The organism is Pseudoxanthomonas daejeonensis, from assembly GCF_010093205.1.
GTDB classification, from domain to species: domain Bacteria; phylum Pseudomonadota; class Gammaproteobacteria; order Xanthomonadales; family Xanthomonadaceae; genus Pseudoxanthomonas; species Pseudoxanthomonas daejeonensis.
Genome location: NZ_PDWN01000011.1, coordinates 71,142 through 95,999, shown reverse-complemented (window position 1 = coordinate 95,999; position 24,858 = coordinate 71,142). Strand labels below are relative to the sequence as shown.

The 24,858-nt window shown below is 69.1% G+C and carries 23 protein-coding genes; 5 read left to right on the top strand and 18 right to left on the bottom strand.

Features of this window, described 5'->3' with window-relative positions; genetic code table 11:
• Positions 1 to 15: 15 nt before the first annotated feature.
• Complete coding sequence (locus CSC65_RS12120; protein ID WP_162410835.1) at positions 16 to 651, bottom strand: hypothetical protein; 636 nt, start codon at positions 649 to 651, stop codon at positions 16 to 18.
• 135 nt (positions 652 to 786) lie between these two features.
• Between CSC65_RS12120 and trxA the strand changes: the two genes are divergently transcribed.
• On the top strand, positions 787 to 1,644 hold the full coding sequence (gene trxA, locus CSC65_RS12115) for a thioredoxin (RefSeq protein ID WP_162410834.1): 858 nt from the start codon (positions 787 to 789) through the stop codon (positions 1,642 to 1,644).
• Positions 1,645 to 1,677: 33 nt separating this feature from the next.
• Here trxA and CSC65_RS12110 read toward each other — a convergent pair whose 3' ends face one another.
• The 5 genes from CSC65_RS12110 to CSC65_RS12090 all read right to left on the bottom strand — a co-directional run bounded on the left by CSC65_RS12110 (position 1,678) and on the right by CSC65_RS12090 (position 7,181).
• On the bottom strand, positions 1,678 to 1,878 hold the full coding sequence (locus CSC65_RS12110; protein WP_162410833.1) for a hypothetical protein: 201 nt from the start codon (positions 1,876 to 1,878) through the stop codon (positions 1,678 to 1,680).
• Between the two features lie 43 nt (positions 1,879 to 1,921).
• Entirely contained in the window at positions 1,922 to 2,707 is a 786-nt protein-coding gene (locus tag CSC65_RS12105; RefSeq protein ID WP_162410832.1) for a LytR/AlgR family response regulator transcription factor, read from the bottom strand.
• Entirely contained in the window at positions 2,704 to 3,939 is a 1,236-nt protein-coding gene (locus CSC65_RS12100) for a sensor histidine kinase (RefSeq protein WP_162410831.1), read from the bottom strand. Before CSC65_RS12100 ends, CSC65_RS12105 begins: the two co-directional genes overlap by 4 nt.
• Before the next feature lie 130 nt (positions 3,940 to 4,069).
• Complete coding sequence (locus CSC65_RS12095) at positions 4,070 to 5,716, bottom strand: serine hydrolase (protein WP_162410830.1); 1,647 nt, start codon at positions 5,714 to 5,716, stop codon at positions 4,070 to 4,072.
• A 115-nt stretch (positions 5,717 to 5,831) separates the two neighbouring features.
• Positions 5,832 to 7,181, bottom strand: a complete 1,350-nt coding sequence (locus CSC65_RS12090; protein ID WP_162410829.1) for a formimidoylglutamate deiminase — start codon at positions 7,179 to 7,181, stop codon at positions 5,832 to 5,834.
• Positions 7,182 to 7,268: 87 nt separating this feature from the next.
• Here CSC65_RS12090 and hutI point away from each other — a divergent pair, with 87 nt between their 5' ends.
• Complete coding sequence (hutI, locus tag CSC65_RS12085; RefSeq protein WP_162410828.1) at positions 7,269 to 8,504, top strand: imidazolonepropionase; 1,236 nt, start codon at positions 7,269 to 7,271, stop codon at positions 8,502 to 8,504.
• A gap of 56 nt (positions 8,505 to 8,560) precedes the next feature.
• Here the strand turns inward: hutI and CSC65_RS12080 are convergent, their stop codons facing one another.
• Together CSC65_RS12080 and CSC65_RS12075 are read right to left on the bottom strand one after the other, a co-directional pair.
• On the bottom strand, positions 8,561 to 8,740 hold the full coding sequence (locus CSC65_RS12080; protein WP_162410827.1) for a 30S ribosomal protein THX: 180 nt from the start codon (positions 8,738 to 8,740) through the stop codon (positions 8,561 to 8,563).
• Between the two features lie 74 nt (positions 8,741 to 8,814).
• Positions 8,815 to 9,237, bottom strand: a complete 423-nt coding sequence (locus CSC65_RS12075; RefSeq protein WP_162410826.1) for a MerC domain-containing protein — start codon at positions 9,235 to 9,237, stop codon at positions 8,815 to 8,817.
• A gap of 95 nt (positions 9,238 to 9,332) precedes the next feature.
• Here CSC65_RS12075 and CSC65_RS12070 point away from each other — a divergent pair, with 95 nt between their 5' ends.
• Positions 9,333 to 11,501: a TonB-dependent receptor gene (locus CSC65_RS12070; RefSeq protein WP_162410825.1), complete on the top strand. Its 2,169-nt coding sequence runs from the start codon at positions 9,333 to 9,335 to the stop codon at positions 11,499 to 11,501.
• Positions 11,502 to 11,576: 75 nt separating this feature from the next.
• On the opposite strand, the gene CSC65_RS12065 is transcribed toward CSC65_RS12070, so the two are convergent.
• Entirely contained in the window at positions 11,577 to 12,065 is a 489-nt protein-coding gene (locus CSC65_RS12065) for a Fur family transcriptional regulator (RefSeq protein ID WP_162410824.1), read from the bottom strand.
• A gap of 25 nt (positions 12,066 to 12,090) precedes the next feature.
• Positions 12,091 to 13,494, bottom strand: coding sequence for a glutamate--tRNA ligase (gene gltX / locus CSC65_RS12060; protein WP_162410823.1), 1,404 nt, complete (start codon positions 13,492 to 13,494; stop codon positions 12,091 to 12,093).
• A gap of 88 nt (positions 13,495 to 13,582) precedes the next feature.
• Between gltX and lpxH the strand changes: the two genes are divergently transcribed.
• Positions 13,583 to 14,320 (top strand): UDP-2,3-diacylglucosamine diphosphatase, encoded by a 738-nt coding sequence (gene lpxH, locus CSC65_RS12055; protein ID WP_162410822.1) that lies wholly within the window; start codon positions 13,583 to 13,585, stop codon positions 14,318 to 14,320.
• A gap of 75 nt (positions 14,321 to 14,395) precedes the next feature.
• Here the strand turns inward: lpxH and CSC65_RS12050 are convergent, their stop codons facing one another.
• From CSC65_RS12050 to CSC65_RS12020, 7 genes are all read right to left on the bottom strand, one after another.
• Positions 14,396 to 15,223, bottom strand: a complete 828-nt coding sequence (locus CSC65_RS12050; protein ID WP_162410821.1) for a ferritin-like domain-containing protein — start codon at positions 15,221 to 15,223, stop codon at positions 14,396 to 14,398.
• 38 nt (positions 15,224 to 15,261) lie between these two features.
• Entirely contained in the window at positions 15,262 to 16,731 is a 1,470-nt protein-coding gene (gene purF / locus CSC65_RS12045; RefSeq protein WP_162410820.1) for an amidophosphoribosyltransferase, read from the bottom strand.
• Between the two features lie 24 nt (positions 16,732 to 16,755).
• Positions 16,756 to 17,394 (bottom strand): CvpA family protein, encoded by a 639-nt coding sequence (locus CSC65_RS12040; RefSeq protein ID WP_162410819.1) that lies wholly within the window; start codon positions 17,392 to 17,394, stop codon positions 16,756 to 16,758.
• 34 nt (positions 17,395 to 17,428) lie between these two features.
• On the bottom strand, positions 17,429 to 18,496 hold the full coding sequence (locus CSC65_RS12035) for an SPOR domain-containing protein (RefSeq protein ID WP_162410818.1): 1,068 nt from the start codon (positions 18,494 to 18,496) through the stop codon (positions 17,429 to 17,431).
• A gap of 66 nt (positions 18,497 to 18,562) precedes the next feature.
• Positions 18,563 to 19,849, bottom strand: a complete 1,287-nt coding sequence (folC, locus tag CSC65_RS12030; protein WP_162410817.1) for a bifunctional tetrahydrofolate synthase/dihydrofolate synthase — start codon at positions 19,847 to 19,849, stop codon at positions 18,563 to 18,565.
• Positions 19,850 to 19,871: 22 nt separating this feature from the next.
• On the bottom strand, positions 19,872 to 20,516 hold the full coding sequence (locus CSC65_RS12025; RefSeq protein ID WP_162410816.1) for a histidine phosphatase family protein: 645 nt from the start codon (positions 20,514 to 20,516) through the stop codon (positions 19,872 to 19,874).
• A gap of 168 nt (positions 20,517 to 20,684) precedes the next feature.
• Positions 20,685 to 22,853 (bottom strand): S46 family peptidase, encoded by a 2,169-nt coding sequence (locus CSC65_RS12020; protein WP_162410815.1) that lies wholly within the window; start codon positions 22,851 to 22,853, stop codon positions 20,685 to 20,687.
• A gap of 161 nt (positions 22,854 to 23,014) precedes the next feature.
• Between CSC65_RS12020 and tdh the strand changes: the two genes are divergently transcribed.
• Positions 23,015 to 24,049, top strand: coding sequence for an L-threonine 3-dehydrogenase (gene tdh / locus CSC65_RS12015; protein WP_202922876.1), 1,035 nt, complete (start codon positions 23,015 to 23,017; stop codon positions 24,047 to 24,049).
• A gap of 82 nt (positions 24,050 to 24,131) precedes the next feature.
• Here tdh and CSC65_RS12010 read toward each other — a convergent pair whose 3' ends face one another.
• Positions 24,132 to 24,836: a TorF family putative porin gene (locus tag CSC65_RS12010; RefSeq protein ID WP_162410814.1), complete on the bottom strand. Its 705-nt coding sequence runs from the start codon at positions 24,834 to 24,836 to the stop codon at positions 24,132 to 24,134.
• Positions 24,837 to 24,858 lie beyond the last annotated feature (22 nt).

Genomic DNA, 24,858 nt, shown 5'->3' with positions numbered 1-24,858 from the left:
CCCCATCCACGGCCTTCATGATCCAGCCCCCCGGCGGTCGCGCAGGTACATCAGGGCGGTCGCGGCGTACTCCACCAGCCAGCCCCACATCAGCGCGAACACGAGCAGGTTGGCGACCATGAAGTGGTTGGCCCATTGCAGCCGCGCGGGCGGCGAGAAGCCCAGCAGCACCGCGATGCCGACCACGCAGGACACCAGGGCGCCACGCCCCCAGCCGACGGCGCTGGCCTCGATGTCGCGATCGCGCTCGTCTTCCTGCACGCGGCCTTTCCAGCGCGCGGCCAGGACCGAGGACAGTACCGTCCACACCACCAGCAACAGGACCAGGTTGCGCGCCACCGCACCTGCATGCGGATCGCGCCAGTCGCCGGCCGCGAAAAGCGGGATGCGCGAAAGGAAATACAGCACGCCGGCCAGCATGAAGCCGACGCCGAGCCACGCTTTCCATTCGGCCGGCGAGGCGCGGTCCAGGTTTTCGCGCGGGGTGCGCGAGAGCAGCAGCAAGGCGGCCACGGTGCTGGCGACCAGGGCGAACATGCCCAGCGGCCCGGGATCGATACCGAGCAGCGCGCGCGGGCTGGCAAGCATCGACCACAGGCCGAAGCCGGCCAGCGGCACGAGCAGGATCCACAGCCCCTTGGCGGATTTCATGGCGTAACTCCTGCCGGACAAAATGTATACCAAACTTTACATTTGGCAGGCCTGATGTCAACTGGACCTTACATCCGCTTGTAAGCTCCCCGGCCCGGCACCATCTCGGCGCCACTCCCACCTTCCGGAATCCCCATGGCCGACCTGCCCCATGTCGTCGACATCACCACCGACACCTTCGAGACCGAAGTCCTGCAGAAGTCGATGCAGACGCCGGTACTGGTCGACTTCTGGGCGACCTGGTGCGGACCGTGCAAGTCGCTGACCCCGGTCCTGGAGAAACTCGCCGGCGAATACGGCGGCGCCTTCGTCCTGGCCAAGGTCGACGTGGACAAGGAGCAGCAGATCGCCGCCGCGTTCCAGATCCGCTCGGTGCCCAGCGTGTTCCTGCTGGTCGGCGGGCAGCCGGTCGATGCCTTCCAGGGCGCGCTGCCGGAAGGCCAGCTGCGCCAGTTCCTGCAGCAGCACGGCATCGAGCCGGCCGCTGTGCAGGACGAGGCACCGGTCGAACTGGCGCCGCTGGATCCGCATGCCGAGGTGGTGCGCCTGCGCCAGGCGGCGGACGCCGAGCCGGAGAAGGACGAACTGAAACTGGACCTGGCCCTGGCCCTGCTCAGGACCGGTGCGGCGGCGGAAGCCACGCAGCTGCTCGATGCGTTGCCGGCCAACCTGGCCACCGATGATCGCGCGGTCCGCGCGCGCGCGCGCCTGGGCTTCGCCGCCCTGCTCAAGGACGCGCCACCCGCCGCCGTGCTGGAACAGGCGATCGCCGCCAACGAGGCCGACCTCAAGGCGAGGCACCTGCTGGCCGTGCACCACCTGGTCGGCGGCGACGCCGCAGCCGGGCTGGAACAGCTGATCGAGATGCTGCGCCGCGACCGCACCTACGAGGACGGCCTGCCGAAGAAGGCGCTGATCGACGCCTTCCGCATCGTCGAGGACGAAGACCTGGTCGGCCAGTACCGCCGCAAGATGGCGTCGTTGCTGTTCTGACTGCTGGCGCGGCGCGTGGACCCGCGGCGGCCGTCAGCTCGCGGGGTCGCGGCGCCGCCCGAACAGTGCGATCGACGCACTGAACAACCCTGCCGCTCCCACGCACAGGAATGGCAGGCCGACACCCGCCGCAGCGGCCAGCGATGGCAGGCTGGCGGCGACCGCCAGCGCAGCTGCGGCGGTCAGGAGCCGAACCGACGGCGGCACGTTGTAAAGCGCTCGAACGTGCTTCATTCCGGTTCTCCTCCTCGGTATCGACATGGAAGGCCGCCGCGGCTCACATGCCGCGGAAACGGTGCAGGAATGCGCCGCTCACCGGCAGGTGTTCGGCGTGATTCTTCAGGCTCAGGGTGTGCCGGCCCAGTTCGTTCCGGGTTACCCGGTCGATGGCCTGGACACGGACCACGGTGCCGCGGTGCACCTGCCAGAACGCGTCCGGATCCAGGCCGGCCAGCAGTTCCTTGAGTGGCGTGCGGATCACGCCCTCGGCATCGGCGGTCACCACGCGCACGTATTTTTCCTGCGCCTGGAAGAACAGCACCTCGTCGATGCCGATCATGCGCACGCTGTCGCCGGCACTTGCGGTGATCCAGCGCACGAGCCGCTCGCCACGCGGGCGCAAGCGCGACTCCAGTCCTTCGATCAGCGCCTCCAGGTCGGGGCCGCCGGCACCCGACCTGCGCTGTTCCAGCCGCTCGCGCAGGCGCGCGACCGCCTGCTCCAGTCGCGCCGGCTGCACCGGCTTGAGCAGGTAGTCGACCGCGCCGGCCTCGAATGCACGCACCGCGTAGTCGTCGTAAGCGGTGGTGAACACCACCAGCCCGCCCTGCTCGGCCACGGCGCGTGCGACATCCAGGCCACTCACGCCGGGCATGCGGATATCCAGGAAGGCCACCATCGGAGGTTGCGCCTGCACGGACTCCAGCGCGGACACGCCATCCTCGCAGAGCGCGATGGCCTCCAGTTCCGGCCATGCCTGCTGCAGCTGCTCATGCAGTGCGCGACGCTGCGGCGCCTCGTCCTCGGCGATCAGCGCGGTCACGCGCGCACCCAAGGGATTCATGCCTGGAGCTCCGTCGCCACCGTGCAGGGAATTTCGATCTCGGCGACGACGCCCCCGGTCTCGCCGGGGTGCAGCCGGAAGCTGGCCTGCGCACCGAAGCGCTGCGCCAGTTGCTCGCGCACGTTGGCCAGGCCCATGCCGCCGCCGATGCCCGGCTGCAGCCCCGCGCCGTCGTCGACCACGCGGATGCGCAGGCGCTCGCCTTCGCGCACCACGGACACTTCGATGCGTCCCGGCCCGGGCCGCGGCTCGATGCCGTGCTTGATCGCGTTCTCGACCAGCGTTATCAGCAGCGATGGCGGGAATGACAGCGCGCGTTGCGCCTCGTCCGCCGTCACCGCGTAGGACAGGCGGCCACCCATGCGCACCTGCATCAGTGCCAGGTAGCTGGCGCAGATGTCCAGCTGCTGGCCCAGGGTGGAATGCAGGCCGCGGTCGTCGCGCAGCTTGGGAATCGTCGCGCGCAGGAAGGCGACCAGCGCATCGAGCGTGGCTTCGGCCTGGGCCGGATCCTGCCGCACGAGCGCACGCACCGAAGCCAGGGTATTGAACAGGAAGTGCGGCTCCACCTGCGCCTGCAGCACGCCCAGGCGCAGGTCGGCCTCGTGCGCGCGTCCGCTCATCTCGCCCAGCTCCAGCGCGTGGCGATGCGCCTCCCAGCGGCGGCGCTCGCTGAAGTAGGCGCGCAGGGCCAGGCCGCCGCCGAACAGGCCGTAGATGAGAATCAAGGCCGCGATGTTCAGCGCCAAGCCGATCGCCTTGAGCACCGGGCCGACTTCCGGCGCTTTCGAAGGTGCCATGCCCAGGATTTCCAGTTGCGGTTGCACCAGCGACATCACGTAGGCCGAAACCATCTTGTCGATGGCATAGCTCAGCACAATGCCGACCAGGACCGCCAGCACCACCGCCTTGCGTTCGCGCGATTCGGTCCAGCGGCGGTGGCGCACTATCGTGGCCAGCGCGGGTCCCAGCATGGCCATCAGGCTGAAGGCGGCGAACTGGGACAGGCCGACCTTCAGGGCCACCACTCCGTCCTGCACGGCAAGCCCGACGCCACCGCCGGTGAACACCGTCACCAACGCGATCACGCTGCAGAACAGCAAGCTGCGCCCGCCCAGCCAGCGCGCGCTGAACACCGGGTACTGGCGGTAGCGGCTCCACACCGCGTTGCCGCCGACCAGCACTTCGGCCGGCAGGACTTGCCGCAACGGATAACCGGAACGGCCCGTCATCCTGCCTGTCTCCCGTTGGTCCCCAGCCCCGGCGAGCCCGTCGACAGCAACAGTGCCAGCAACGCCGCCACCGGCGCCAGCAAGGTCATGATCGTTTCCATGCGCAGCTCCTTCATGCCCACTACCCGCCTTACTGGCGGGTGCCCCGCAGCACCTGGCCACCCTGGTGCAGCTCGAGCGACTGCACCTTGCCGGCGCCATCGCGGTGGAAGCGGATCTCGATGCCGAAGGCTGGCGCCTCGAAGGTATCAGCCGACGCCGCGGCCAGCGGGAACGCCCCCTGCCCGGTCGCCTGCGCCTGCAGCGCGCCGCCGTGCTCGCGCACCGCGAGCGAGAATCCAGGCGCCAGGGGATAGTCGCCCACATACGCGGACAGCTGTGCGGGCGACAGCACCGGCGCCTGTGCCGCGGCACGATCGATGCGCACCGCCGGGATCACCGCGCCCATCTGCGTCCAGGTGAATGCGTAGCTGCCGTCGGACTTGCGCTGCGGGCGAAGCACGGCGTCGAGCGCCAAGGGGTAGAAATCGCCCGCATCGTCATGCCCCATCTCGTATTCGCCCTGGCCCTCGGCCTGGATGAAAAGGCGACCGTCGCGCTCGCGCAGCGTCATCTTCATCGCGCCTTGCAGCTGGTACTCGCCGGCCAGCGCCTGCAGCAGCGCCGCATCGGCGGCGACGGCCCGGCGTGGCTTGCCCAGCGGCAGCGAATCGTCGACCAGGTGCATGCCGAGGCTGCCCAGGCTGCCGATCGAATGCCAGGCGGTGTCGGACAGGATCACCACGCCGCGCTGGCGCTGCGGATCGAGCGAGACGAACGCGGAGAATCCGCCGGTGCCGCCTTCGTGCATCAGCACCGTGCGGTCCTTCATCGGGACCCGCATCCAGTTCATGCCCATCGGTGGCTGCCCGGAGACCGCGGCATGCGTGGCCTCCAGCGAAGCGGCAATCGGCACGTCAATCATGCCCAGTCCACCCTGCGCGTAGCGGACCATGTCGTCGAGCGTGGCGCGCACGCCGCCCACGCCGGCGAGGTTGGTGGTGAAGTCCCAGGCCGACGTGGCCTGCGCATTGGGCGTGTGGCCGGTCGCCGCCCGCACGCCCGCCGGGCGCTGGTTGATGTACGCATGGTCCATGCCCAGCGGCACGAACAGTTCGCGTCGCGCCAGGCTCTCGAAATCGGTGCCGGCGCGCCGCGCAACCGCGTACGAGAGCAGCATCGAGGCGAAATTGGAGTATTCGAACTTCGCTCCCGGCGCGGCCACCAGCTTCGCGTCCCCGAGCGAAGCCAGCAGCGCGGCTTCGTCCAGGTTGGCATAGGGGTTGTCCATGCTCTTGGCGCCCAGCCGCGACGGCAGCGCAGGCAGGCCCGAGGTGTGGGTGACCACGTGCCGCAGCAGGATCGGCTGGCCCTGGTAGTCGGGAACCTTCGTGCCTTCCGGCAACCACGCGGCCAGGGTGTCGTCGAGTGACCCCTTGCCCTGTTCGATCAGTTGCGCCAGCAGTGCGGCGGTCATGGTCTTGCTGACCGAACCGATCTCGAATGCGACATCCGGGCCGATCCGGCCCGCATCGCGCGCATTGGCGCACTCGTAGACGCGGGCGACGCGATCCTTCTCGACCACCGCCACGGCCATGCAGGCCCCGGTGCGGTCGCCCAGCAGGCGCTCGCGGACCACCTCGGCGAGCCGGGCATCGGTCATGGCGTGCGCTGCACCGGGCAGCACGGCGAAGGTTGCGGCCACGGCGGCGGCCAGGCAGGCAAGCGGGGTATTCATCGACCACTCCTTTCGTCGGGATGCGGGCATGATGCGGTGCCCGCGCGCCGCGGAGGGCGATTGCGACGAACGCCCCGCGACCGGCGACGAACGCCACCCGGGCGCGGATGGCCGATCAACCGGCCAGCAACGCGGTGATCGATTTCCGGTAGCGGTCCGCGATCGCCTCGTGGTGGCGGTGGCGGCCGGCGCTGACCACGACCTGCCCAGCCACCTGCACTTCGCGCACGAGGTTGCGATTGCCGGCGAACAGCCAGCGATCGACCACGTCCTGCGCCCGGGCACCGGCGAAGGCCGGCGCCTTCGGATCCAGCGCGATCCAGTCCGCGGCCTGGCCCGGCTCCAGCACGCCTACCGGCTGTCCGGTCGCGCGCGCGGCGCTGGCAAGCGTCCCGTGCAGCAGGGTCTCGCCGACGCTGGTGCTGTCCGCGCGCACGGCGATGTTGCGATGGCGGGTATGCAGGCGCTGGCCGTACTCGAGCCAGCGCAGCTCCTCCACCGGCGACACCGAAACATGCGAATCCGAACCGATGCCCCAGGCGCCACCGGCGCCGAGGTACGCGCGCAACGGGAACAGTCCATCGCCCAGGTTGGCTTCGGTGGTCGGGCAGATCGCCACGGTCGCGCCGCTTGCGGCGATCCGCGTGGTTTCCGCGGGAGTCAGGTGGGTGGCATGCACCAGCGTCCAGTCCGGGCCAACCGGTGCATGGTCCAGCAGCCACTCCACCGGTCGCGCGTTGCGCACCGCCAGGCAGTCCTGGACCTCGCCGATCTGCTCAGCGATGTGGATGTGCAGTGGAATCCCCGCCGGCAATGCCGCCAGCGCGGCATCCATCGCATCCGGTGGCACCGCGCGCAGGCTGTGGAAGGCGACGCCGACGCGCAGCGTGTCGTCTTCGATCTCGCGCAAAGACTCGAACAGGCGCAGGAAACCGTCGAGGTCGTGGCCGAAGCGGCGCTGGCGTTCGGAAAGCGGACGCCGGTCGAACCCGCCGGTCATGTACAGCACCGGCAACAGGGTCAGGCGGATGCCGGTTTCCCGCGCGGCGGCGACCAGCGCCTTGGACATCGCCGCCGGGTCCGCATACGGCCTGCCGTCGGGCGCGTGGTGCAGGTAGTGGAATTCGCAGACGCTGGTGTAGCCGGCCTCGAGCATCTCCGCGTACAGCTGGGCGGCGACTGCATGCAGGCTGTCGGGGTCGAAGCGCGCGGCAATGCGGTACATCGTCTCGCGCCAGGTCCAGAACGAATCCTGCGCATGGGTCTGGCGCTCGGCCAACCCCGCCATCGCCCGCTGGAACGCGTGCGAATGGAGGTTGGCGATACCCGGCAGCACCCAGCCGCCATCCCAGCTCGGCTCGGCGGGCAGCACGCGCGCGATGCGCCCGTGCCTGGTTTCCAGTCCTGCATCGCTCCGCCACCCGGCGGGGGTCCACAGCAGCGAGGCGTCTCGAAGCTCGTCCATGCCCGCATTCTCGCGCGAACCGTCGCGGCTGGCGAACACGCCGCCGGCCGGGCGCAGCGCCGACGCGCGCGCCCGTACAATCGCGCCATGGACACCACGCATGCACGCCGCTGGGACGGACTGGTCGTCAACGCCCGCCTGGCCACGTTGGCGGACGACACTGGATATGGGGCCATCGAAGATGGCGCCCTGGCCTGGCAGGATGGCCTGATCACCTACGCGGGCCCGGCTTCCGGATTGACGGCGGCACCGGACGCGCTGGCCTGCGAGGTCGTCGATGCAGGGGGGCACTGGATCACCCCCGGCCTGGTCGACTGCCACACCCACCTGGTGTTCGGCGGCGACCGCGCCGGCGAGTTCGAGCGGCGCCTGCAGGGCGCCAGCTACGAGGACATCGCGCGGGCCGGCGGCGGAATCGTCTCCACCGTGCGCGCCACCCGCGCGGCCGACGAGGGCGCCCTGTTCGCGCAGTCCCTGCCGCGCGCACGCGCCCTGATGGCCGACGGCGTGACCACGGTGGAGATCAAGTCCGGCTACGGCCTGGACCTGGATGGCGAGCGGCGCATGCTGCGCGTGGCCCGGCGAATCGGGCGCGAACTCGGCGTCCAGGTGCGCACCACCTTCCTCGGCGCGCACGCGCTGCCGCCGGAGTACGCCGGCCGCGCCGATGCGTACATCGATGCGGTCTGCGAATGGCTGCCACGCCTGCATGGCGAAGGCCTGGTCGATGCGGTCGATGCCTTCTGCGAAAGGATCGGCTTCGATGCCGCGCAGACCCGGCGCGTGTTCGAAGCCGCGCGCACGCTCGGACTGCCGGTCAAGCTGCATGCCGACCAGCTCAGTGATGGGGACGGCGCGGCGCTGGTCGCCGAGTTCGGTGGCCTGTCGGCCGACCATGTCGAGCACACCTCGATCGATGGCGTGCGCGCGATGGCTCGCGCCGGCACGGTCGCGGTGCTGTTGCCGGGCGCATTCCACGTGCTGCGCGAGACCCGGTTGCCGCCTCTGGACGCGTTCCGCGAACACGGGGTGTCGATGGCCGTGGCCACCGACTGCAATCCGGGCACGTCCCCGTTGCAATCCTTGCGGCTCGCGATGTCGCTGGCCTGCACCCATTTCCGGCTCACCCCGGAGGAGGCGCTGCGTGGCGCCACCGTCCACGGCGCAGGCGCGCTGGGGTTGCCTGACCGCGGCCGCCTGCAGGCCGGGCTGCGTGCGGATTTCGTGCTCTGGGATATCGGCCAACCCGCCGAACTGGCTTATTGGCTTGGTGGCGGACTGCGCATCGGCAGCTGGAGCGGCGGCCGCCGCCTTCCGGACTGACCGCAAAAAAAACGCGGCGCCAGGCGCCGCGTTCTTTCCAGTCACCAGGAGGCCGATCAGGCCTTGGCGACGGCCTTCTTGGCCACGGCCTTCTTCACGACCGGCTTGGCCACGGTCTTCTTCGCGGCCGGCGCGGCGGCGCCAACGGCGGTCCGGGTGGCGACATGGCGGCGCGCATTGCCATAGCTGGCGTTGTAGCGCTTGCCCTTGGCGGTCTTGCGATCACCCTTGCCCATCTTTCAACTCCTTGATTTGCGTGAATTCAGCTAGCGCGCGTCGCGCGGCAGGCCGGCAAGCCTAGCACGCGCGCCTAGTGGGCGCAGCTGGCGTCATGGATGTGGCCGTGGTTGAGCCGCAGGTTGACCAGGTGCGCCAGGCCCACCAGCGTGCCGCCGAAGGTCATCACCACCGCATGCGGCACGACCGATTCGTGCAACGGCGCGTAGAGCAGACCGGCCCACAAGGCAACCAGGCCAGGAACCAGCAGGCCCAACGCACGCATGGCGCGGTGGCGGCGATAGCTCCAGCCCAGGCTGAGCATGCCCAGCAGGGTCACGAACAGCACCAGCGCCCATTCCACGCTGCCGTCGAACCACACCGTCAGCCCCAGCGCCGGCAACGCCGCGAGCAGCAAGGGGGTCAGCGCGCAATGGATCGCACACAGCAGCGAACCGGTGGCGCCGAAACGGTCGAACCAGTGCCGGTGGTGGTGGGGGCGGTGGGTGTGACGCATCGGTTCATCCAACCAAGACTTGGGGGTGTCATATTGTTTGGATACATTATAACATTATCAGGCGATTGTCACCTTCCCCCCACGACGGTTCCCCGATGCCCGATTCCCGTACCCGGTCCCCCGGTTCAGCCCCCCATCGCCTTGCCGCGGCACTCGCCCTGGCCTGCGCCGGCCTGTCCTCTGCTGCCGCGGCGCACGATCCGACTGACCTGCCCTCGGTCGAGGTGACCGCTTCACCCCTGGCCGGCAGTGCGGAATCGCTGGCCCGTCCGGTCGAGGTCCTCCAGGGCGAGGCGCTGGACCGGGCCAAGGCGGGCACCCTCGGCGAGACCGTCGCCAAGCTCCCGGGCGTGCAGACCACCTACTTCGGCCCCGGCGTCGGGCGTCCGATCCTGCGTGGCCTCGACGGTCCACGCGTGCAGGTACTGTCCGGCGGCATCGGCACCATGGACGCATCGACCGTCAGTGCCGACCATGCCACCAGCGTCGAGCCGTTCCTGGCCGACCAGATCGAGGTGCTGAAAGGCCCGGCGACCCTGCTGTTCGGCAGCGGCGCGATCGGCGGTGCGGTCAATGTCGCCGACGGCCGCATCGCTCGCGATATCCCCGACGAACCGCTGAGCGGTCGCGCCGAGGTGCGTGGCGACACGGTCAACGACGAACGCAGCGGCATGTTCCGCCTGGATGGCGTGAACGGGAACTGGGTGCTGCATGTGGATGGCCTGGTCCGCAACACCGATGACTACGACATCCCCGGTGTGGCCGAGGTCGTGCATGACGATCACGACCACGATGAAGAAGCACAGATGCCGGGCCGCCTCGACAACAGTTCGATCCGCACCCGTGCCGGCGCGGTCGGCGCAACCTGGCTCGGCGAAGCCGGTTATTTCGGCCTGGCCGCCAGCACCTACCGCAGCAACTACGGCATCCCCACCGGCGCGCACGCCCATTCCGACGATGACCACGACCACGATCACGATGCCGACGGCCACGACGACGAGGCACATGACGAGCACGGCGACGTGCGCATCGACCTGGTGCAGAACCGCGTCGAGCTGAAGGCTGGCGTCTACGAGCCGGTTTCGTTCCTGGAAAGCGTGGAACTGCATGGCGCCTACAGCGATTACGAACACGTCGAACTGGAAGGCCGGGAAATCGGCACCCGCTTCACCAGCGAAGGCTACGATGCGCGGCTTCAGGCAGTGCAGAAGGAAACGCGCGGCTGGCGCGGCGCGTTCGGGCTGCAACTGGGTCGCGTGGACTTCGGTGCGGTGGGCGAAGAAGCATTCGTACCGGCGACCGTCACCGACAACGCCGGGCTGTTCGTGGTCCAGGAAAAGAATTTCGGTCCGGTGAAGCTGGAACTGGGCGGGCGCCAGGACAGGGTCCGGCTGGATCCGGCCGATGGACATCCGCGGCGCCAGTTCGATGCGACCAACCTCTCCGCTGCCGCGATCTGGCGCATCAGTGACGCAATCGACGTGCGCGTGGGCATCGACAGCTCCGAGCGCGCACCGACGCAGGAAGAGCTGTACGCGGGCGGACTTCACGTGGCCACCGGATCGATCGAAATCGGTGACGACGGGCTGGAGACAGAACGTGCGCTTCGCGGGGAGATCGGCCTGCATGCCCACAACGAGCGCGTCGACTTCAAGGTCGCGATCTATCGCAGCGGCTTCGAGGACTTCATCTACCTCGCAGATACCGGCGTCGCCGAGCACGGCACCCCGGTAAGGCTGTGGACCCAGTCCGACGCGACCTTCACCGGAGCGGAAGCGGAGGCCGTGGTGCACCTGGGCGAGAACGGAAGCGGGGTATGGGACCTGCGCCTGTTCGGCGACGTGGTGCGGGGCGAGCTGGATGGACAAGGCAGCCGCACGGCCGACTTCGACGTGCCACATGGCGACCACGCGCACCCCTACAGCGTCGACCTGGCCAATGGCGGCTACCTGCCGCGGATCGCCCCGGGCCGCTTCGGCGCCGATCTTTCCTGGGCGTTGCAAGGCTGGCGCGCCTCGATCGGGGCGGTGCGCTACCAGCGCCAGGACGACGTCGCCCGGAACGAGGAACCCAGCCCCGGCTACACCCTGGTCGATGCGCACCTGGCGTATCGCTGGGAGCGGGACGCCGGCAACAGCTGGGAGGTGTTCCTGGACGGCAGCAACCTCGGCAACAAGGAGGTCCGTCCGCATACCTCGCTGCTGCGCGACTACGCGCCGCTGCCGGGCCGGTCGCTGGCATTCGGCATCCGCGCCTGGTTCTGAGCCCGAAGCGGACCGCGGCCCCGGGTTGCCGCGGTCACGGTCCGCCCGCGTCGCGCGACATGTCCTGAGCCCCGATCAGGCCTCGGCGCAGCGCGCGCAGAGCCCGTGCACCTCGAGCGTCTGCGCCTGCGGCTGGAAGCCCAGGGCCTTGGCGCGTGCATCGAGCTGCGCCACCACCTCGCTGTCTTCCAGCTCGACCGCGTTGTGGCAACGGTCGCAGATCAGGAACGGCACCGAGTGCTGGACGCTGTTGGGATGGTGGCAGGCGACGAAGGCATTGACCGACTCGAGCTTGTGCACGAAGCCATTCGCCATCAGGAAGTCGAGCGCACGATAGACCGTGGGCGGCGCGTCGGCGCCGGCGCCCTTGCCCTCGCGCACCTTCTCCAGCAGCTCGTACGCCTTGACCGGCTTGCCGGCATCGGCGATCAGGCGCAGCACGTTGGCCCGGATCGGGGTCAGACGCAGCCCGCGCTCGTTGCACGCACGCTCCACCGCGTGGACGAACGCATCGGCGCTGTCGACGTGGTGGTGCGGATCGGTGCAGTCGTGCTTGCCGGACATCGCGTGCTCCATGTACCCCGTGGACTCAGGCCGTCGCCACTTTGATAAGCGCCGCGTCGATGCGTTTCAAGGCCTCGTCGCGCCCGGCCAGGTAAACCGTGTGGGAGATGTCCGGGCTGACCTGCGTGCCGGTGATCGCCACGCGCAGCGGCTGGGCGACCTTGCCCATGCCCAGCTCCAGCGCGGCGGCGGCTTCATGCAACGCCTGGCTGACGCCTTCGACATTCCATTCCGGCAAGGCCGCGAGGCGCTCGCGCGCCTTGGCCAGCGGCGCGTCGGCACCCGCCTTCAGGTGCTTGGCGACGGCGGCCTCGTCATAGTTCTCCAGCGGCACGTACCAGACCATCGCCTTTTCGGCCATTTCCTTCAGCGTCTGCACGCGCTCGCGCAGGGCGATCACCACGTCGATCGGCGCCGGTCCCGCGCCCATGTCCAGGCCGAGTTTTTCCAGCTGGTACACCAGCTGCGGTGCGATCGTCGCCGGATCGTCGGACTTGAGGTAATGCTGGTTGACCCAGCCCAACTTGGCCATGTCCAGGCGCGCAGCCTTGGAGTTGACGTTGCGCACATCGAACAACTCGACCAGCTCCGCCCGCGAGAACAGCTCCTGGTCGCCGTGCGACCAGCCCAGGCGTGCGAGGTAGTTGACCAGCGCATGCGGCAGGTAGCCGGCATCCTTGTACTGCATCACGTCGGCCGCGCCGGTGCGCTTGGACAGCTTGGCGCCCTGCTCGTCCAGGATCATCGGCATGTGCGCGAACTTCGGCACCGGTGCACCCAGCGCCTCGTAGATGTTGATCTGGCGCGGCGTGTTGTTGATGTGGTCGTCGCCGCGGATCACCTCGGTGATACCCATGTCCCAGTCGTCGACCACGACGGCGAAGTTGTAGGTCGGATAACCGTCCGGGCGGAAGATGACCATGTCGTCGAGCTCGCCGTTGGCGATCTCGATGCGGCCCTTGATCAGGTCGTCGAAGGCGACCACGCCCTCGAGCGGGTTCTTGAAGCGGATGACCCGGTTCGGATCGTCGCGATGCGGCAGGCCGGCCTCGCGCGCGGCGCCGTTGTAGCGTGGCTTCTCCTGCTTGGCCATCGCGGACTCGCGCATCGCGTCCAGCTCCTCGCGGGTCTCGTACGCGTAGTAGGCCTTGCCCTGCGCGACCAGTTGCTCGGCCACCTCGCGGTAGCGGGCGACGCGATCGGTCTGGTAGATCGGGCCCTCGTCGTAGTCCAGGCCCAGCCACTCCATCGCTTCGAGGATCGCGTCGATCGCCGCCTGGGTGCTGCGCTCGCGGTCGGTGTCCTCGATGCGCAGGATGAACTCGCCGCCGCGGTGGCGCGACTCCAGCCAGCAGTACAGCGCGGTGCGGGCGCCGCCGATGTGCAGGTAGCCGGTGGGACTGGGGGCGAAGCGGGTGCGGCAGGTCATGGGCGGCGCAGCTTGGGAGAATCCGCCGATTTTACCCCGCCCGCCCCGGCAACGGCCCGGCTGTCGCTGGCCGGCCTACAATCGGGACATGACCACGCTGTTCGTCTCCGACCTGCACCTGGATCCGGCCCGGCCGGACGTCACCGCGCTGTTCCTGCGTTTCCTCCGCGAGGAAGCGACGAGCGCCGAGGCGCTGTACCTGCTCGGCGACCTGTTCGAAGCCTGGATCGGCGACGACGATCCGTCGGAAACCGGCGATGCCGTCGCCGCCGGGTTGCGCGCGGTGGCCGAGGCCGGCGTCCCGGTGTACTTCATCCACGGCAACCGCGACTTCCTGGTCGGGGGCGATTACGCGCGCCGCGCCGGGATGCGCCTGCTGCCCGATCCGGCGGTGGTGTCGCTGTACGGCGAACCGGTACTGCTGATGCATGGCGACCTGTTGTGCAGCGACGACGTCGCCTACCAGGCCTTCCGTGCGCAGACCCGCGATCCGCATTGGCGTGCGCAGTTCCTGTCGCAGCCGCTGGCCGCGCGCCAGGCATTCGCGGCGCAGGCACGCGAGGCGAGCATGGCCCGGCAAAAGCAGATGATCGAAGGCGACCGGGCCAACTTCGAGACGGTTACCGACGTCACTCCAGCGACCGTCGAGGCCACGCTCGCCCGCTACGGCGTCGCCACGCTGGTCCACGGGCATACGCACCGTCCGGCGGTCCACCCGTTGCAGGCCGACGGGCGCCAATGCCGACGGATCGTGCTGGGTGACTGGTACGAGCAGGGTTCGGTACTGCGGGTGGATGCGGACGGGATCGCGCTGCGCGCGCTCTGACCGTCGCATCGGCAGAGTGGGAGGCTCCCCGCCTGCCTCCGACATCCGGTGACGCGCAAAGGGACAAGCCCCGCTCTACCGCGATCGCGAGTCCGAATGCGCGGCCTCGACATGTTCCAGCAAGGCCAGTTCGTCTTCGTCGAATCCGGCCAGCAGCCGGGCCTGGATGTTGAACGGACCATGCAGGTAGCCACCCGCATACTCCTGCAGCAGCTCGCGGAAGCGTGCGCGCGGCTCGATGCCGTCGCGTTCGCAGTACCAGCGGTACCAGCGCGACCCGGCCGCCACGTGCGCCACTTCCTCGCGCAGGATCGTCTCGAGGATCTCGACGGTGCGCAGGTCACCCAGCGCACTCAGCCGCTGGATCATGCCCGGGGTCACGTCCAGGCCGCGCGCCTCCAGCACCCGCGGCACCAGCGCCATCCGCGCCAGGCCGTCGTGCGCGGTCTTCTCGGTCATCTCCCACAGGCCGTTGTGCGCGTCGAAATCGCCATAGTCGCGACCGAACTCCTGCAGCCGCGCACGCAGCATCAGGAAGTGCCGCGCTTCGTCGTCGGCCACCTGCACCCAGTCGCGGTAGAACTGCGCGGGCAATCCACGGAAGCGATAGACCGCATCCCAGGCCAGGTCGATGGCATTGAGTTCGATGTGGGCGATGGCGTGGAGGAAGGCCGCGCGGCCTTCGTCGCTGCCGAGGCCACGACGCGGAAGATCGCGCGGATGCACCAGCTGCGGCCGGGGCGGCCGCCCGGGCATGCGGATCGGTTCGGGCGGCGCGGCGTCTTCGGGGATGCCCAGCTCGCCACGCAGGAAGGCGGCCGCATGCTGCCGCGCCAGCGCGGCCTTCTCCGCCGGGTCGGCGGTATCCAGGCACTGGCGGGCGGCTTCGAACAGCGAGTCCATGCTCTGTGCGCGCCGCCGCTGCGGCGCGCGGCCCCGGATCAGGACGCGCGGCGTTTGCGCTTGGCTTCGTCCGAGCGCATCTGCTGGATGCGCTCGAAGTAGCCCGGCTCGATGCCGGTGACGTACTCGCCGTCGAAGCACGAGGAATCGAAGCGCTTCAGGTCCGGATTTCCCTCGCGCACCGCTGCCTCGAGGTCTTCCAGGTCCTGGTAGATCAGCCAGTCGCAGCCAAGCTGCTTCTCGATCTCCTCGATGCTGCGGCCGTGCGCGATCAGCTCGTCCGCCGACGGCATGTCGATGCCGTAGATGTTCGGGTGGCGCACCGGCGGCGCGGCGCTGGCCAGGTAGACCTTGCGCGCGCCGGCATCGCGGGCCATCTGCACGATCTGCTGGCTGGTGGTGCCGCGCACGATGGAGTCGTCGACCAGCAACACCACCCGGTTGCGGAATTCCAGGTGGATCGGATTGAGCTTGCGGCGCACCGACTTCACCCGCTCGCCCTGCCCCGGCATGATGAAGGTGCGGCCGACGTAGCGGTTCTTGATGAAGCCCTCGCGGTACTTCACGCCCAGCACGTTGGAGATCTCCAGCGCGGCGTCGCGCGAGGTGTCCGGGATCGGGATGATGGTGTCGATGTCGTGGTCCGGGCGCAGGCGCAGGATCTTCTCGCCCAGCTTCACGCCCATGCGCATGCGCGCCTTGTGCACCGAGACCTCGTCGATCATCGAGTCCGGGCGTGCGAAATACACGTACTCGAAGATGCACGGCGCGTGCTGCGCCGGCTCGGCGCAGATCTCCGAGAACAGCTCGCCACGCGGGGTGATCACCAGCGCCTCGCCGGGCTGCACGTCGCGCACGCGCTGGAAGCCGAGGATGTCCAGTGCCGCCGACTCCGAGGCGATGATGTACTCGGTGCCTTCGTTGTGCTCGCGCTTGCCGAGCACCAGCGGGCGGATGCCGTGCGGATCGCGGAATGCGACCAGGCCCAGGCCCAGCACCACGCTCACCACTGCGTAACCGCCCTCCACGCGCCGGTGCACGCCGGCCACCGCGCGGATCGCCGCTTCGGGCGATAGAGTGCGCTGGGTGTCGAGTTCGTGCGCGAACACGTTCAGCAGCACTTCGCTGTCCGAACCGGTGTTGATGTTGCGCCGGTCCTGGGCGAACACCTGCTCGCGCAGCGCTTCGGTGTTGGTCAGGTTGCCGTTGTGCGCCAACGCGATGCCGTAGGGCGAATTCACGTAGAACGGCTGCGCCTCGTCCATGCCCTCGGAGCCGGCGGTCGGATAGCGGCAATGGGCGATGCCCACGCGCCCTTCCAGCACGCTCATCGCCTTGGCGCTGAACACGTCGCGGACCAGGCCATTGTCCTTGTGCACGCGCAGGCGCGTGCCGTCGGCGGTGGCGATGCCGGCCGCGTCCTGGCCGCGGTGCTGGAGGACGGTCAAGCCGTCATAGAGCTGACCGGCAACGTTCTGGTTGCCGACGATTCCGACGATGCCGCACATGATCGGGAAGTCTCCGCAGCGGTCTCAGTGACCGGGGGTGGACGGGGGTGGTGGCGGCTCCGCGCCGGGTGGGGGTCCGTTCTCGTCCACCGGAACAGGCAGCGCCTCGGTGATCGTTTCGACCACGGCGCCAGCCCGATCGAGGAGCGCATTATCGCCGCTCGGCCGGCCATTGCCAAAATCCAGCTCCTGAACGGTCCATTCCGGCAGCCAGCGCGCCATCCACTGCGCACCGGGGATCAGCACCGGCAGGGCCTGCGAGCGTATCCACGCCGGGTCCTGCGGCAGGCTGCTGAACGCCATCACGAGCACCAGCATGCAGGCCACCAGTACGCCGCGCAGCAGGCCCAGGAGCAGGCCCAGGACGCGATCGACGCCCGACAGCCCGACCGAATGGATCATCTTGCGCATGCCCCAGCCGACCAGGCTGACCAGGACCAGCACGCCGATGAACGAAACCGCATAGGCACCGAGCAGTTCGGTCGCGCCCGGCTGGCCGTTGTCGCTGAACCAGAACGCCAGTTCGGCGCCGTAGTGGAAGGCGAACCAGCCCGCGCCGAACCAGGCCACCAGCGAAGCCACGGCACCGACGAACCCGCGCACGACCCCAAGCAGGGCCGAGCCGGCGACCACCGCCAGCAGCACCAGGTCGATCACCTCCATGCATCGCACCGCTTCGGTGCGCCATGGGCCTGCATCACGGGTGGGGAACCACCATGCCGGCACCGAAGCCGCTGGCCAGGCGTGCCTTCAGCTGGTCGGCCTCGGCGCGGCTGGCCACCGGGCCGACCCGGACGCGGCTGAGCGTGCCCTTGTCGGTCCGCACCGGCTGGACGATGGCGCTGAAGCCGGCCGCCCGCAGGCGGTCACGCAATGCATTGGCATCGGCGGCATTGGCGAAGGCGCCCATCTGCACCGCGAAACCCACCTCCGCGGCAGCCGGCGCAGCCGGTGAGGGCGCGGGTGCAGTGGCTGCGGGCTTGGGCGTCGCAGGCTGTGCCTGCGCGCTTGCGGCGGGCTTGGGCGTGACCGGCGGCGTGGCGGGCCGGCTTGCTGCAGGTTCCGGCGGCAATGGTTCGGTTCGCACGGCCGGTGCCGGCGCGACGGCACTCGCCTGGCTGCTGCCCGCTGGCTGCGGGGTCGGGCCCGGCGTCGCGGGCGCCGCCGCGGCCACCGCAGGCGCCGGGCTGGCGGTGTCGCCGCCGGCGTCGAGGGCGATCACCTGCGCGTTGACGTCGCTGCGGATGCGCACCGCCTGCAGGCGCCCGGCTTCGGCCAGCGCGCGGTCGGCATACGGGCCCACCCGCACGCGCCAGGCCTGGCGGCCGTTGACCGTCGCCTGCTCGCTGAAGCCGGCCAGGCCGGCCTGGCGCAGCCGGGAGAGCACGGCCTCGGCGTCACGGGCACTGGCATAGGCACCAAACGTGACCGCCCACTGGCCCGCGGCCACCGCCGGATCGGGCCGTGCACCTGGCGTTGCCGCTTCAGTCGCGCCGGAGGGAGCTGGCCCCTGCTCGGTCGCCGCTGCCGGCGTGGCGGCGGGTGCGGGCAGCACGGGCTGTCCGGACGCGGTCGCCGCATCCTGGCCGATCAAGGGCAGTTCGCGAGTCTCGTATTCGCCGCCCGGCGCATCGGGCACGCGCGTGGAGACGTTGGCCACGCCGCTGTCCGGGGCCGGGCCCTGGACCAGCATGGGCAGGAAGATGACCGCCAGTGCGACCAGCACGGCGCCGCCGATCAGGCGTTGTTTCAGGGTGGTATCCACTTCGACTCGCGGCGATGCGGCAGGAACGCCGAGGGGATTATAGGCCGCGATGCCGTGGCCGAGCCGTCATCGCCCTGAATGCAAAGCGGTCATGGCCGCGGCGGCGGTATGGAACGAACCGAACACCAGGACCCGGTCGCCAGGAGAGGAGGCGGCAATCGCCCGCTCCAGCGCTTCGGCCACGCCGACATCGCGGCTCGCGGACCCGACGGCATCCGCATGGACCAGCCGTGCGGCGAACGCGTCGACGTCCAGCCCGCGCGGGTTCTCCGCCAGACCCGCGAGGTGCCAGCGCGACACGCTCGCGGCCAGGGGCTCGACCATCGCGGCCGCGTCCTTGTCCGCCAGCGCCGCGAACACCGCCGCGGTCGCACCCGCGGCCGGCTGCGCGCGCAGCCAGGCAGCCAGTTCGCGCGCGGCCTGCGGGTTGTGCGCGACATCGACCACGACCTCGATGCCATCACGCTCGAACCGCTGCAGGCGCCCGGCCAACCGCGCCGCAGCCACACCCTGCGCGTACGCAGCGTCATCCGGACTCCGCGGCAACGCGCGCAGTGCTGCGATCGCGGTGGCGGCATTGGCGCGCTGCGACGGCGCGGCCAGGAAGGGCGCCGGCAGGAGCAGTTCGGCGCCGACGTCGCGCCAGCGCCAGTGCCCGTCTTCCGCCGGCTCGTGGAAGAAATCGCTGCCCAGGCGGATCGCATTTGCACCGATCGCGTACGCATGGCGCAACACGCTCGACGGCGGATCGACCTCGCCCAGCACCAGTGGCTTCCATGCCCGCGCGATCCCGGCCTTCTCGCGCCCGATCGTTTCGCGGTCGCTGCCCAGCCAGTCGGCATGGTCGACGTCGACCGTGGTGACCACCGCCACGTCCGGGTCGACGATGTTGACCGCGTCCAGGCGCCCGCCCAGGCCGATCTCCAGCACCGCCAGGTCCAGCGCCGCGCGTTCGAACAGCCACAGCGCCGCCAGCGTGCCGTACTCGAAGTAGGTCAGCGACGTGCCCCCGCGCGCTGCTTCCACCGCGAGGAAAGCGGCGACCAGCGCCTCGTCGGAGGCCTCTTCGCCATCGATGCGCACACGCTCGTTGTAGCGCAGCAGGTGGGGCGAGGTGTACGCGCCGACCTTCCAGCCACCGGCACGGGCGATCGACTCGACGAAGGCCACGGTCGAACCCTTGCCGTTGGTGCCGGCGATGGTGATCACCTGCGCGGCCGGACGCCCCAGGCCCAGGCGGGCGGCGACTTCGCGCACGCGATCCAGGCCCAGATCGATGGAACGCGGATGCTGCGATTCCATGTAGGCGAGCCATCCATCCAAGCCCACCGCGTTGGTCGGTACGTCAGACATGACCGAGGATCCGCGCCTGCGCTTACAACGCCCGGTGCTTGGCCTCGCCGAAGAACGGAGTGTGGTGCGCGCAGTCGTTCAGGCGCACCACTTCCAGGCTCTCCATGTCGGGGCCTTCGAGCAGGTTGAGCGTGGTCGGGGCCTGGCGGAAGGTCCACAGCTTGCCGATCGGCAGGCCCAGGATCCTGCACAGCACGACGCGGTTGACCGCGTCATGCGCGACCACCAGCAGGGTGTCGTCGTCGCCCAGCCCTTCGGCGGCACGGGCCAGGCCGCGCCACGAGCGATCGAGCACCTGGCGCAGCGACTCGCCACCGGGCATCAGCACCGTGTCCGGTTCTTCGCGCCATGCGCGCAGGCGCGCAGGATCCTTCTCGCCGATCTCGCTGGCGAGCAGGCCCTCCCATTCGCCATGGGCGATCTCCTGGATCTCCGGCTCGAGCTGCAGCATGGAGACCCGGCCCTCACCCAGCGCCAGTTCGGCGGTGCGGCGTGCGCGCGACAGCGGCGAGGCGACAGCGCGGCTGATCTGCACGTCGCGCAGGCGTTCGCCCAGCGCGTGTGCCTGCGCCTCGCCCACCGGCGAAAGCGGAATGTCGATCTGGCCCTGGTAACGGCCTTCGGCATTCCACGGCGTTTCTCCGTGACGGGCAAGCAGGATGCGCATGTATTCCCCAGTGTGGCGATCTCCCGCGCCGGTTGGCGCGGGGTGCGAATGATAACCCGTGGACGGGCCGGCCAACCCGCCGCCGGGCGCATCCCGGCAGCCGGAACAGCTGAAACGGAAAGGGCGCCGGCAACGGCCAGCGCCCTTCCGCAAGACACCTGGCCGTGCTCAGCGCGCCGGCGCGACGTCCATTTCCTTGAGCAGCTGCGGTGCGGGGAAGACCTCCTGCATGATCCAGCGCATGTAGCGCTGGTCGACCGAGATCATCCGGGTCATCGACGGATCGAACACCCAGTTGGACGCGACCGACTCCCAGTTGCCGTCGAACGCCAGGCCGACCAGCTTGCCGTGCGCGTCGAGTACCGGCGAACCGGAATTGCCGCCGGTGATGTCGAGGTCGGAAAGGAAGTTCACCGGCACCGAGCCCAGCCGCTCGTCGGCCAGGCCGCCGTGGCGCTTGGCCGCCACCGCGTCCAGCAGCGCCTTGGGCGAATCGAACGGCGCGGCGCCGGTTTCCTTGGCGGCCACGCCTTCGAGCGTGGTGAACGGCGTGTACTTCACGCCATCGCGCGGCACGTAGCCGGTGACGTTGCCGAAGGTGATGCGCAACGACAGGTTGGCGTCCGGATACACGAACTCACCCTGGCTCTTCTTGTAATCCGCCAGCGCCTGCAGGTAGACCGGACGTGCGGCCAGGTTCTCGCCGGTGCGGGTCTTGCGCTGCTGTTCCAGGGTGAGCAGGGTCGGCATCACCGCCACCGCGTACTGGATCGCCGGATCGGTGCTGGCCTCGAACGCGGCGCGGTCGGCGCCGAACCACTTCAGGCGCTCGTCGGTGCTGCCGAGCTTCGTCGCCGCCAGCCGGTCGAGCGCGCGCTTGACCGCCTTGGCGTCATTGCCGCCCAGCCACAGGTCCACCGCCGCCACGCGCTGGCCGGCGGGCAGCTTCAGGTACTCGTTGAGCCAGTATTCCTGCAGCTGGCGGTCCATCGCGGGCACGTAGCGACGCTCGAGCTGCTTCAGACCGCCCTCGATCGCGGTCAGGTCGCGGTCCTGGTAACCGGATTCGCGCTCGGCGTTGGGCTTTTCGCGCTCGATCGACAAGCGGTACAGCTGGCTCGCCGCGCCGAGCATGGCGGTGTTGTTGAACATCGCCAGGGTCAGGTCGCGCTCGCGCGTGGCCTGGGTCTGCTTGAGCAGCGCGATCAGCTGGTCATGCGCATCGAGCGCTGCGGTGCCCTTGGCGCCCTGCCCCTTCAACCAGGCCAGCACTGCCGCTTCCTCGGCCTGCTTCTGGCCGGCTGCATCGATGCGATCGAAGCCCAGCAGCTGGCCTTCGTAGTTCTTGCTGGTGTTGTTCCAGCTGGCCATGGTGGCTGCGTAACGGACCTGGATCTCCGGGTCCTTCTTGCCGGCTGCCTCGACCAGCGCGATCTGGTTCTTGTAGTGGCGGGCGATGGTCGGATACGTCCATTGCGCGGTGTTGTCGAACTCGGCCGCCAGCGCGTAGCGGTTGGTCGAGCCCGGATAGCCGGCGACCATGACGAAGTCGCCCTCGCCCAGCGGCTTGTCGGCGATCTTCAGCCAGCGCTTGGGCTTGAACGGTACGTTGTCGGTCGAATACGCGGCCGGCTTGCCGTCCTTGCCGACATAGGCGCGGTAGAACGCGAAGTCGCCGGTGTGGCGCGGCCACATCCAGTTGTCGATGTCGCCGCCGAACTTGCCAACGCTGCCCGGGGGCGCGTAAGCCAGGCGCACGTCGCGGATTTCCAGGTTCTTGAACAGGCGGTAGGTGTTGCCGCCGGAGAAGCTGTACAGGCGGCAGCGGAAGCCGGCATCGGCTTCACATTCGGCGATGAGCTTCTTCTCGAAGGCTTCCAGCGCCTTGGTGCGCGCCAGTGCATCGGCACCGGCCGCGGCGATCGCTGCCTGCGCCTCCTTGGTTACGTCGGTGATCTCGTCGAGCACGAACACGCGGGCGTTCGGACCGGCACTGACTTCGTCGGCCGTGGTCGGCGCGTTGAAGCCGTTGCGGATCAGGTTGTTCTCGGGCGTCGAGTTGAGCTGGATCGCGCCGTAGGCGCAGTGGTGGTTGGTCACCACCAGGCCGCCGGGCGAAACAAAGCTTGCAGTGCAGCCGCCCAAGGCCACCACCGCGCCCATGGGGTCGCCGGTGAGGTCGGCCAGCTGCTGTGGCGACAGCTTCAGACCGGCCTGCTTCAACGGGCCTGCGATCTCCGGCAACTGCTGCGGCACCCACATCCCCTCGCCTGCCTGTGCAACCGGAAGGGTGGCCAGCGAGGCCAGGACGGAGACGGTAAGCAGGCGAAGTCGCATCAGGACAGTTCCAATTGAAAGGGTTCCCGATTCTAGCGGCCGGTCGCACGCGGGCGCCCATGACCTTCGGCAGGGTCGGGCCGTCCGGCCGGTCGCTTCACATGCGCGACGGTTTCCCGGGCAACCTATAATGGCGATCTTCCCCGGCAGGCCACCCGACGATGTCCCGAACCATGAAGGCGCTGGTCAAGCGCGAAGCCACCAAGGGCATCTGGCTGGAAGAAGTGCCGGTACCGGCGCCCGGCCCGAACGAGGTCCTGGTCAAGGTCGAGAAGACCGCCATCTGCGGCACCGACCTGCACATCTACCTGTGGGACGAGTGGAGCCAACGCACGATCAAGCCGGGCCTGGTGATCGGCCACGAGTTCGTCGGCCGCGTCGCCGAGCTCGGCCCGGGCGTGTCCGGCTACAAGGTCGGCCAGCGCGTGTCGGCCGAAGGCCACATCGTCTGCGGCCATTGCCGCAACTGCCGCGGCGGCCGCCCGCACCTGTGCCCGAAGACGGTTGGCATCGGTGTGAACCGGGATGGCGCGTTCGCCGAGTACATCGTCATGCCGGCCTCGAACCTGTGGCCGATCCCCGACCCGATCCCGTCGGAGCTGGCCGCGTTCTTCGACCCCTACGGCAACGCCGCGCACTGCGCGCTGGAATTCGACGTGGTCGGCGAGGACGTGCTGATCACCGGCGCCGGCCCGATCGGGATCATCGCCGCCGGCATCTGCAAGCACATCGGCGCGCGCAATGTCGTGGTCACCGACGTCAACGATTTCCGCCTGAAGCTGGCCGCCGACATGGGCGCCACCCGCGTGGTCAACGTCGCCAACCAGTCGCTCAAGGACGTGATGAACGACCTGCACATGGAAGGCTTCGACGTGGGCCTGGAGATGAGCGGCAACCCGCGCGCGTTCAACGACATGCTCGACTGCATGTACCACGGTGGCAAGATCGCCATGCTCGGGATCATGCCCAGGGGCGCCGGCTGCGACTGGGACAAGATCATCTTCAAGGGCCTGACCGTGCAGGGCATCTACGGCCGCAAGATGTACGAGACCTGGTACAAGATGACCCAGCTGGTGCTGTCCGGCTTCCCGCTGGGCAAGGTACTCACCCACCAGCTGCCGATCGACGAGTTCCAGCAGGGCTTCGACCTGATGGAACAGGGCAAGGCCGGCAAGGTCGTCCTCAGCTGGACCTGACGCCGCGGCCTGCATGCAGCAAAGAAAAAGGCGCCCTCCGGCGCCTTTTTCTTCATCCGGGCGATGCCGGAACGGACGCGGCTCAGTTGCCTACGGACAGGGTCAGGACCACGCGGTCGTCGGCCAGGTCGCCGAAGTTGTCGGTGCCGTTGCCGTCGGTGCCGTAATAGCCCAGCGCCGCGGTGAACAGGCCCCAGCTGCGGCTGACGCCGATGTTGTAGTCGACGTAGTCCTCGCCATACGAATCGTCCAGCGCGCTGTAGCCGACGCCGGCGTTGATGCTGAAGTCGTGCGGCAGGCCCCAGCTGCCGGCACCGGCCACGTAGTACGCGCTGGTGTCGGAACCACCGAAGTCGTCGCTGAACGCCATGGTCACGCTGTAGGCGTCGAAGAAGGTGAACTTGCCGATCAACTCGTTGAAGTTCAGACCGCCCGCGTCCGGGTACATGTAGCGGTTGATCATCACGTCGAAATTGGTGTCGGGGCTCAGGTCGATGCTGTAGCCGATGAAGCCGTCCACCTCGACGCTCGGGTCGCCCGGACCGAAATCCACGCCGGACGCCCAGGTGCCCACGTAGAAGCCCGAGGAATGCGAGTAGGTCAGCCCGGCCTGCGCGGTCGGATCCTCATCGGTCTGCGAAACGCCGCGCCACACGTAATCGGAAACAGCGGCGACCGACCAGGTCAACGGCGAGGATTCTTCCTCGGCTTCCTGGGCGAACACGGCGAACGGAAGGACGGACAGCACTACGGCGGCGAGCGATACGGCGAGCTTGGACGGCTTCATCCTGGATCTCCTGTCGGTGGGG

Bases quoted from the DNA above. Each gene is read 5' to 3' on its own strand.
- CSC65_RS12120 (WP_162410835.1), bottom strand. From the start codon at position 651: ATGAAATCCGCCAAGGGGCTGTGGATCCTGCTCGTGCCGCTGGCCGGC.
- trxA (WP_162410834.1), top strand. From the start codon at position 787: ATGGCCGACCTGCCCCATGTCGTCGACATCACCACCGACACCTTCGAG.
- CSC65_RS12110 (WP_162410833.1), bottom strand. From the start codon at position 1,878: ATGAAGCACGTTCGAGCGCTTTACAACGTGCCGCCGTCGGTTCGGCTC.
- CSC65_RS12105 (WP_162410832.1), bottom strand. From the start codon at position 2,707: ATGAATCCCTTGGGTGCGCGCGTGACCGCGCTGATCGCCGAGGACGAG.
- CSC65_RS12100 (WP_162410831.1), bottom strand. From the start codon at position 3,939: ATGACGGGCCGTTCCGGTTATCCGTTGCGGCAAGTCCTGCCGGCCGAA.
- CSC65_RS12095 (WP_162410830.1), bottom strand. From the start codon at position 5,716: ATGAATACCCCGCTTGCCTGCCTGGCCGCCGCCGTGGCCGCAACCTTC.
- CSC65_RS12090 (WP_162410829.1), bottom strand. From the start codon at position 7,181: ATGGACGAGCTTCGAGACGCCTCGCTGCTGTGGACCCCCGCCGGGTGG.
- hutI (WP_162410828.1), top strand. From the start codon at position 7,269: ATGGACACCACGCATGCACGCCGCTGGGACGGACTGGTCGTCAACGCC.
- CSC65_RS12080 (WP_162410827.1), bottom strand. From the start codon at position 8,740: ATGGGCAAGGGTGATCGCAAGACCGCCAAGGGCAAGCGCTACAACGCC.
- CSC65_RS12075 (WP_162410826.1), bottom strand. From the start codon at position 9,237: ATGCGTCACACCCACCGCCCCCACCACCACCGGCACTGGTTCGACCGT.
- CSC65_RS12070 (WP_162410825.1), top strand. From the start codon at position 9,333: ATGCCCGATTCCCGTACCCGGTCCCCCGGTTCAGCCCCCCATCGCCTT.
- CSC65_RS12065 (WP_162410824.1), bottom strand. From the start codon at position 12,065: ATGTCCGGCAAGCACGACTGCACCGATCCGCACCACCACGTCGACAGC.
- gltX (WP_162410823.1), bottom strand. From the start codon at position 13,494: ATGACCTGCCGCACCCGCTTCGCCCCCAGTCCCACCGGCTACCTGCAC.
- lpxH (WP_162410822.1), top strand. From the start codon at position 13,583: ATGACCACGCTGTTCGTCTCCGACCTGCACCTGGATCCGGCCCGGCCG.
- CSC65_RS12050 (WP_162410821.1), bottom strand. From the start codon at position 15,223: ATGGACTCGCTGTTCGAAGCCGCCCGCCAGTGCCTGGATACCGCCGAC.
- purF (WP_162410820.1), bottom strand. From the start codon at position 16,731: ATGTGCGGCATCGTCGGAATCGTCGGCAACCAGAACGTTGCCGGTCAG.
- CSC65_RS12040 (WP_162410819.1), bottom strand. From the start codon at position 17,394: ATGGAGGTGATCGACCTGGTGCTGCTGGCGGTGGTCGCCGGCTCGGCC.
- folC (WP_162410817.1), bottom strand. From the start codon at position 19,849: ATGTCTGACGTACCGACCAACGCGGTGGGCTTGGATGGATGGCTCGCC.
- CSC65_RS12025 (WP_162410816.1), bottom strand. From the start codon at position 20,516: ATGCGCATCCTGCTTGCCCGTCACGGAGAAACGCCGTGGAATGCCGAA.
- CSC65_RS12020 (WP_162410815.1), bottom strand. From the start codon at position 22,853: ATGCGACTTCGCCTGCTTACCGTCTCCGTCCTGGCCTCGCTGGCCACC.
- tdh (WP_202922876.1), top strand. From the start codon at position 23,015: ATGTCCCGAACCATGAAGGCGCTGGTCAAGCGCGAAGCCACCAAGGGC.
- CSC65_RS12010 (WP_162410814.1), bottom strand. From the start codon at position 24,836: ATGAAGCCGTCCAAGCTCGCCGTATCGCTCGCCGCCGTAGTGCTGTCC.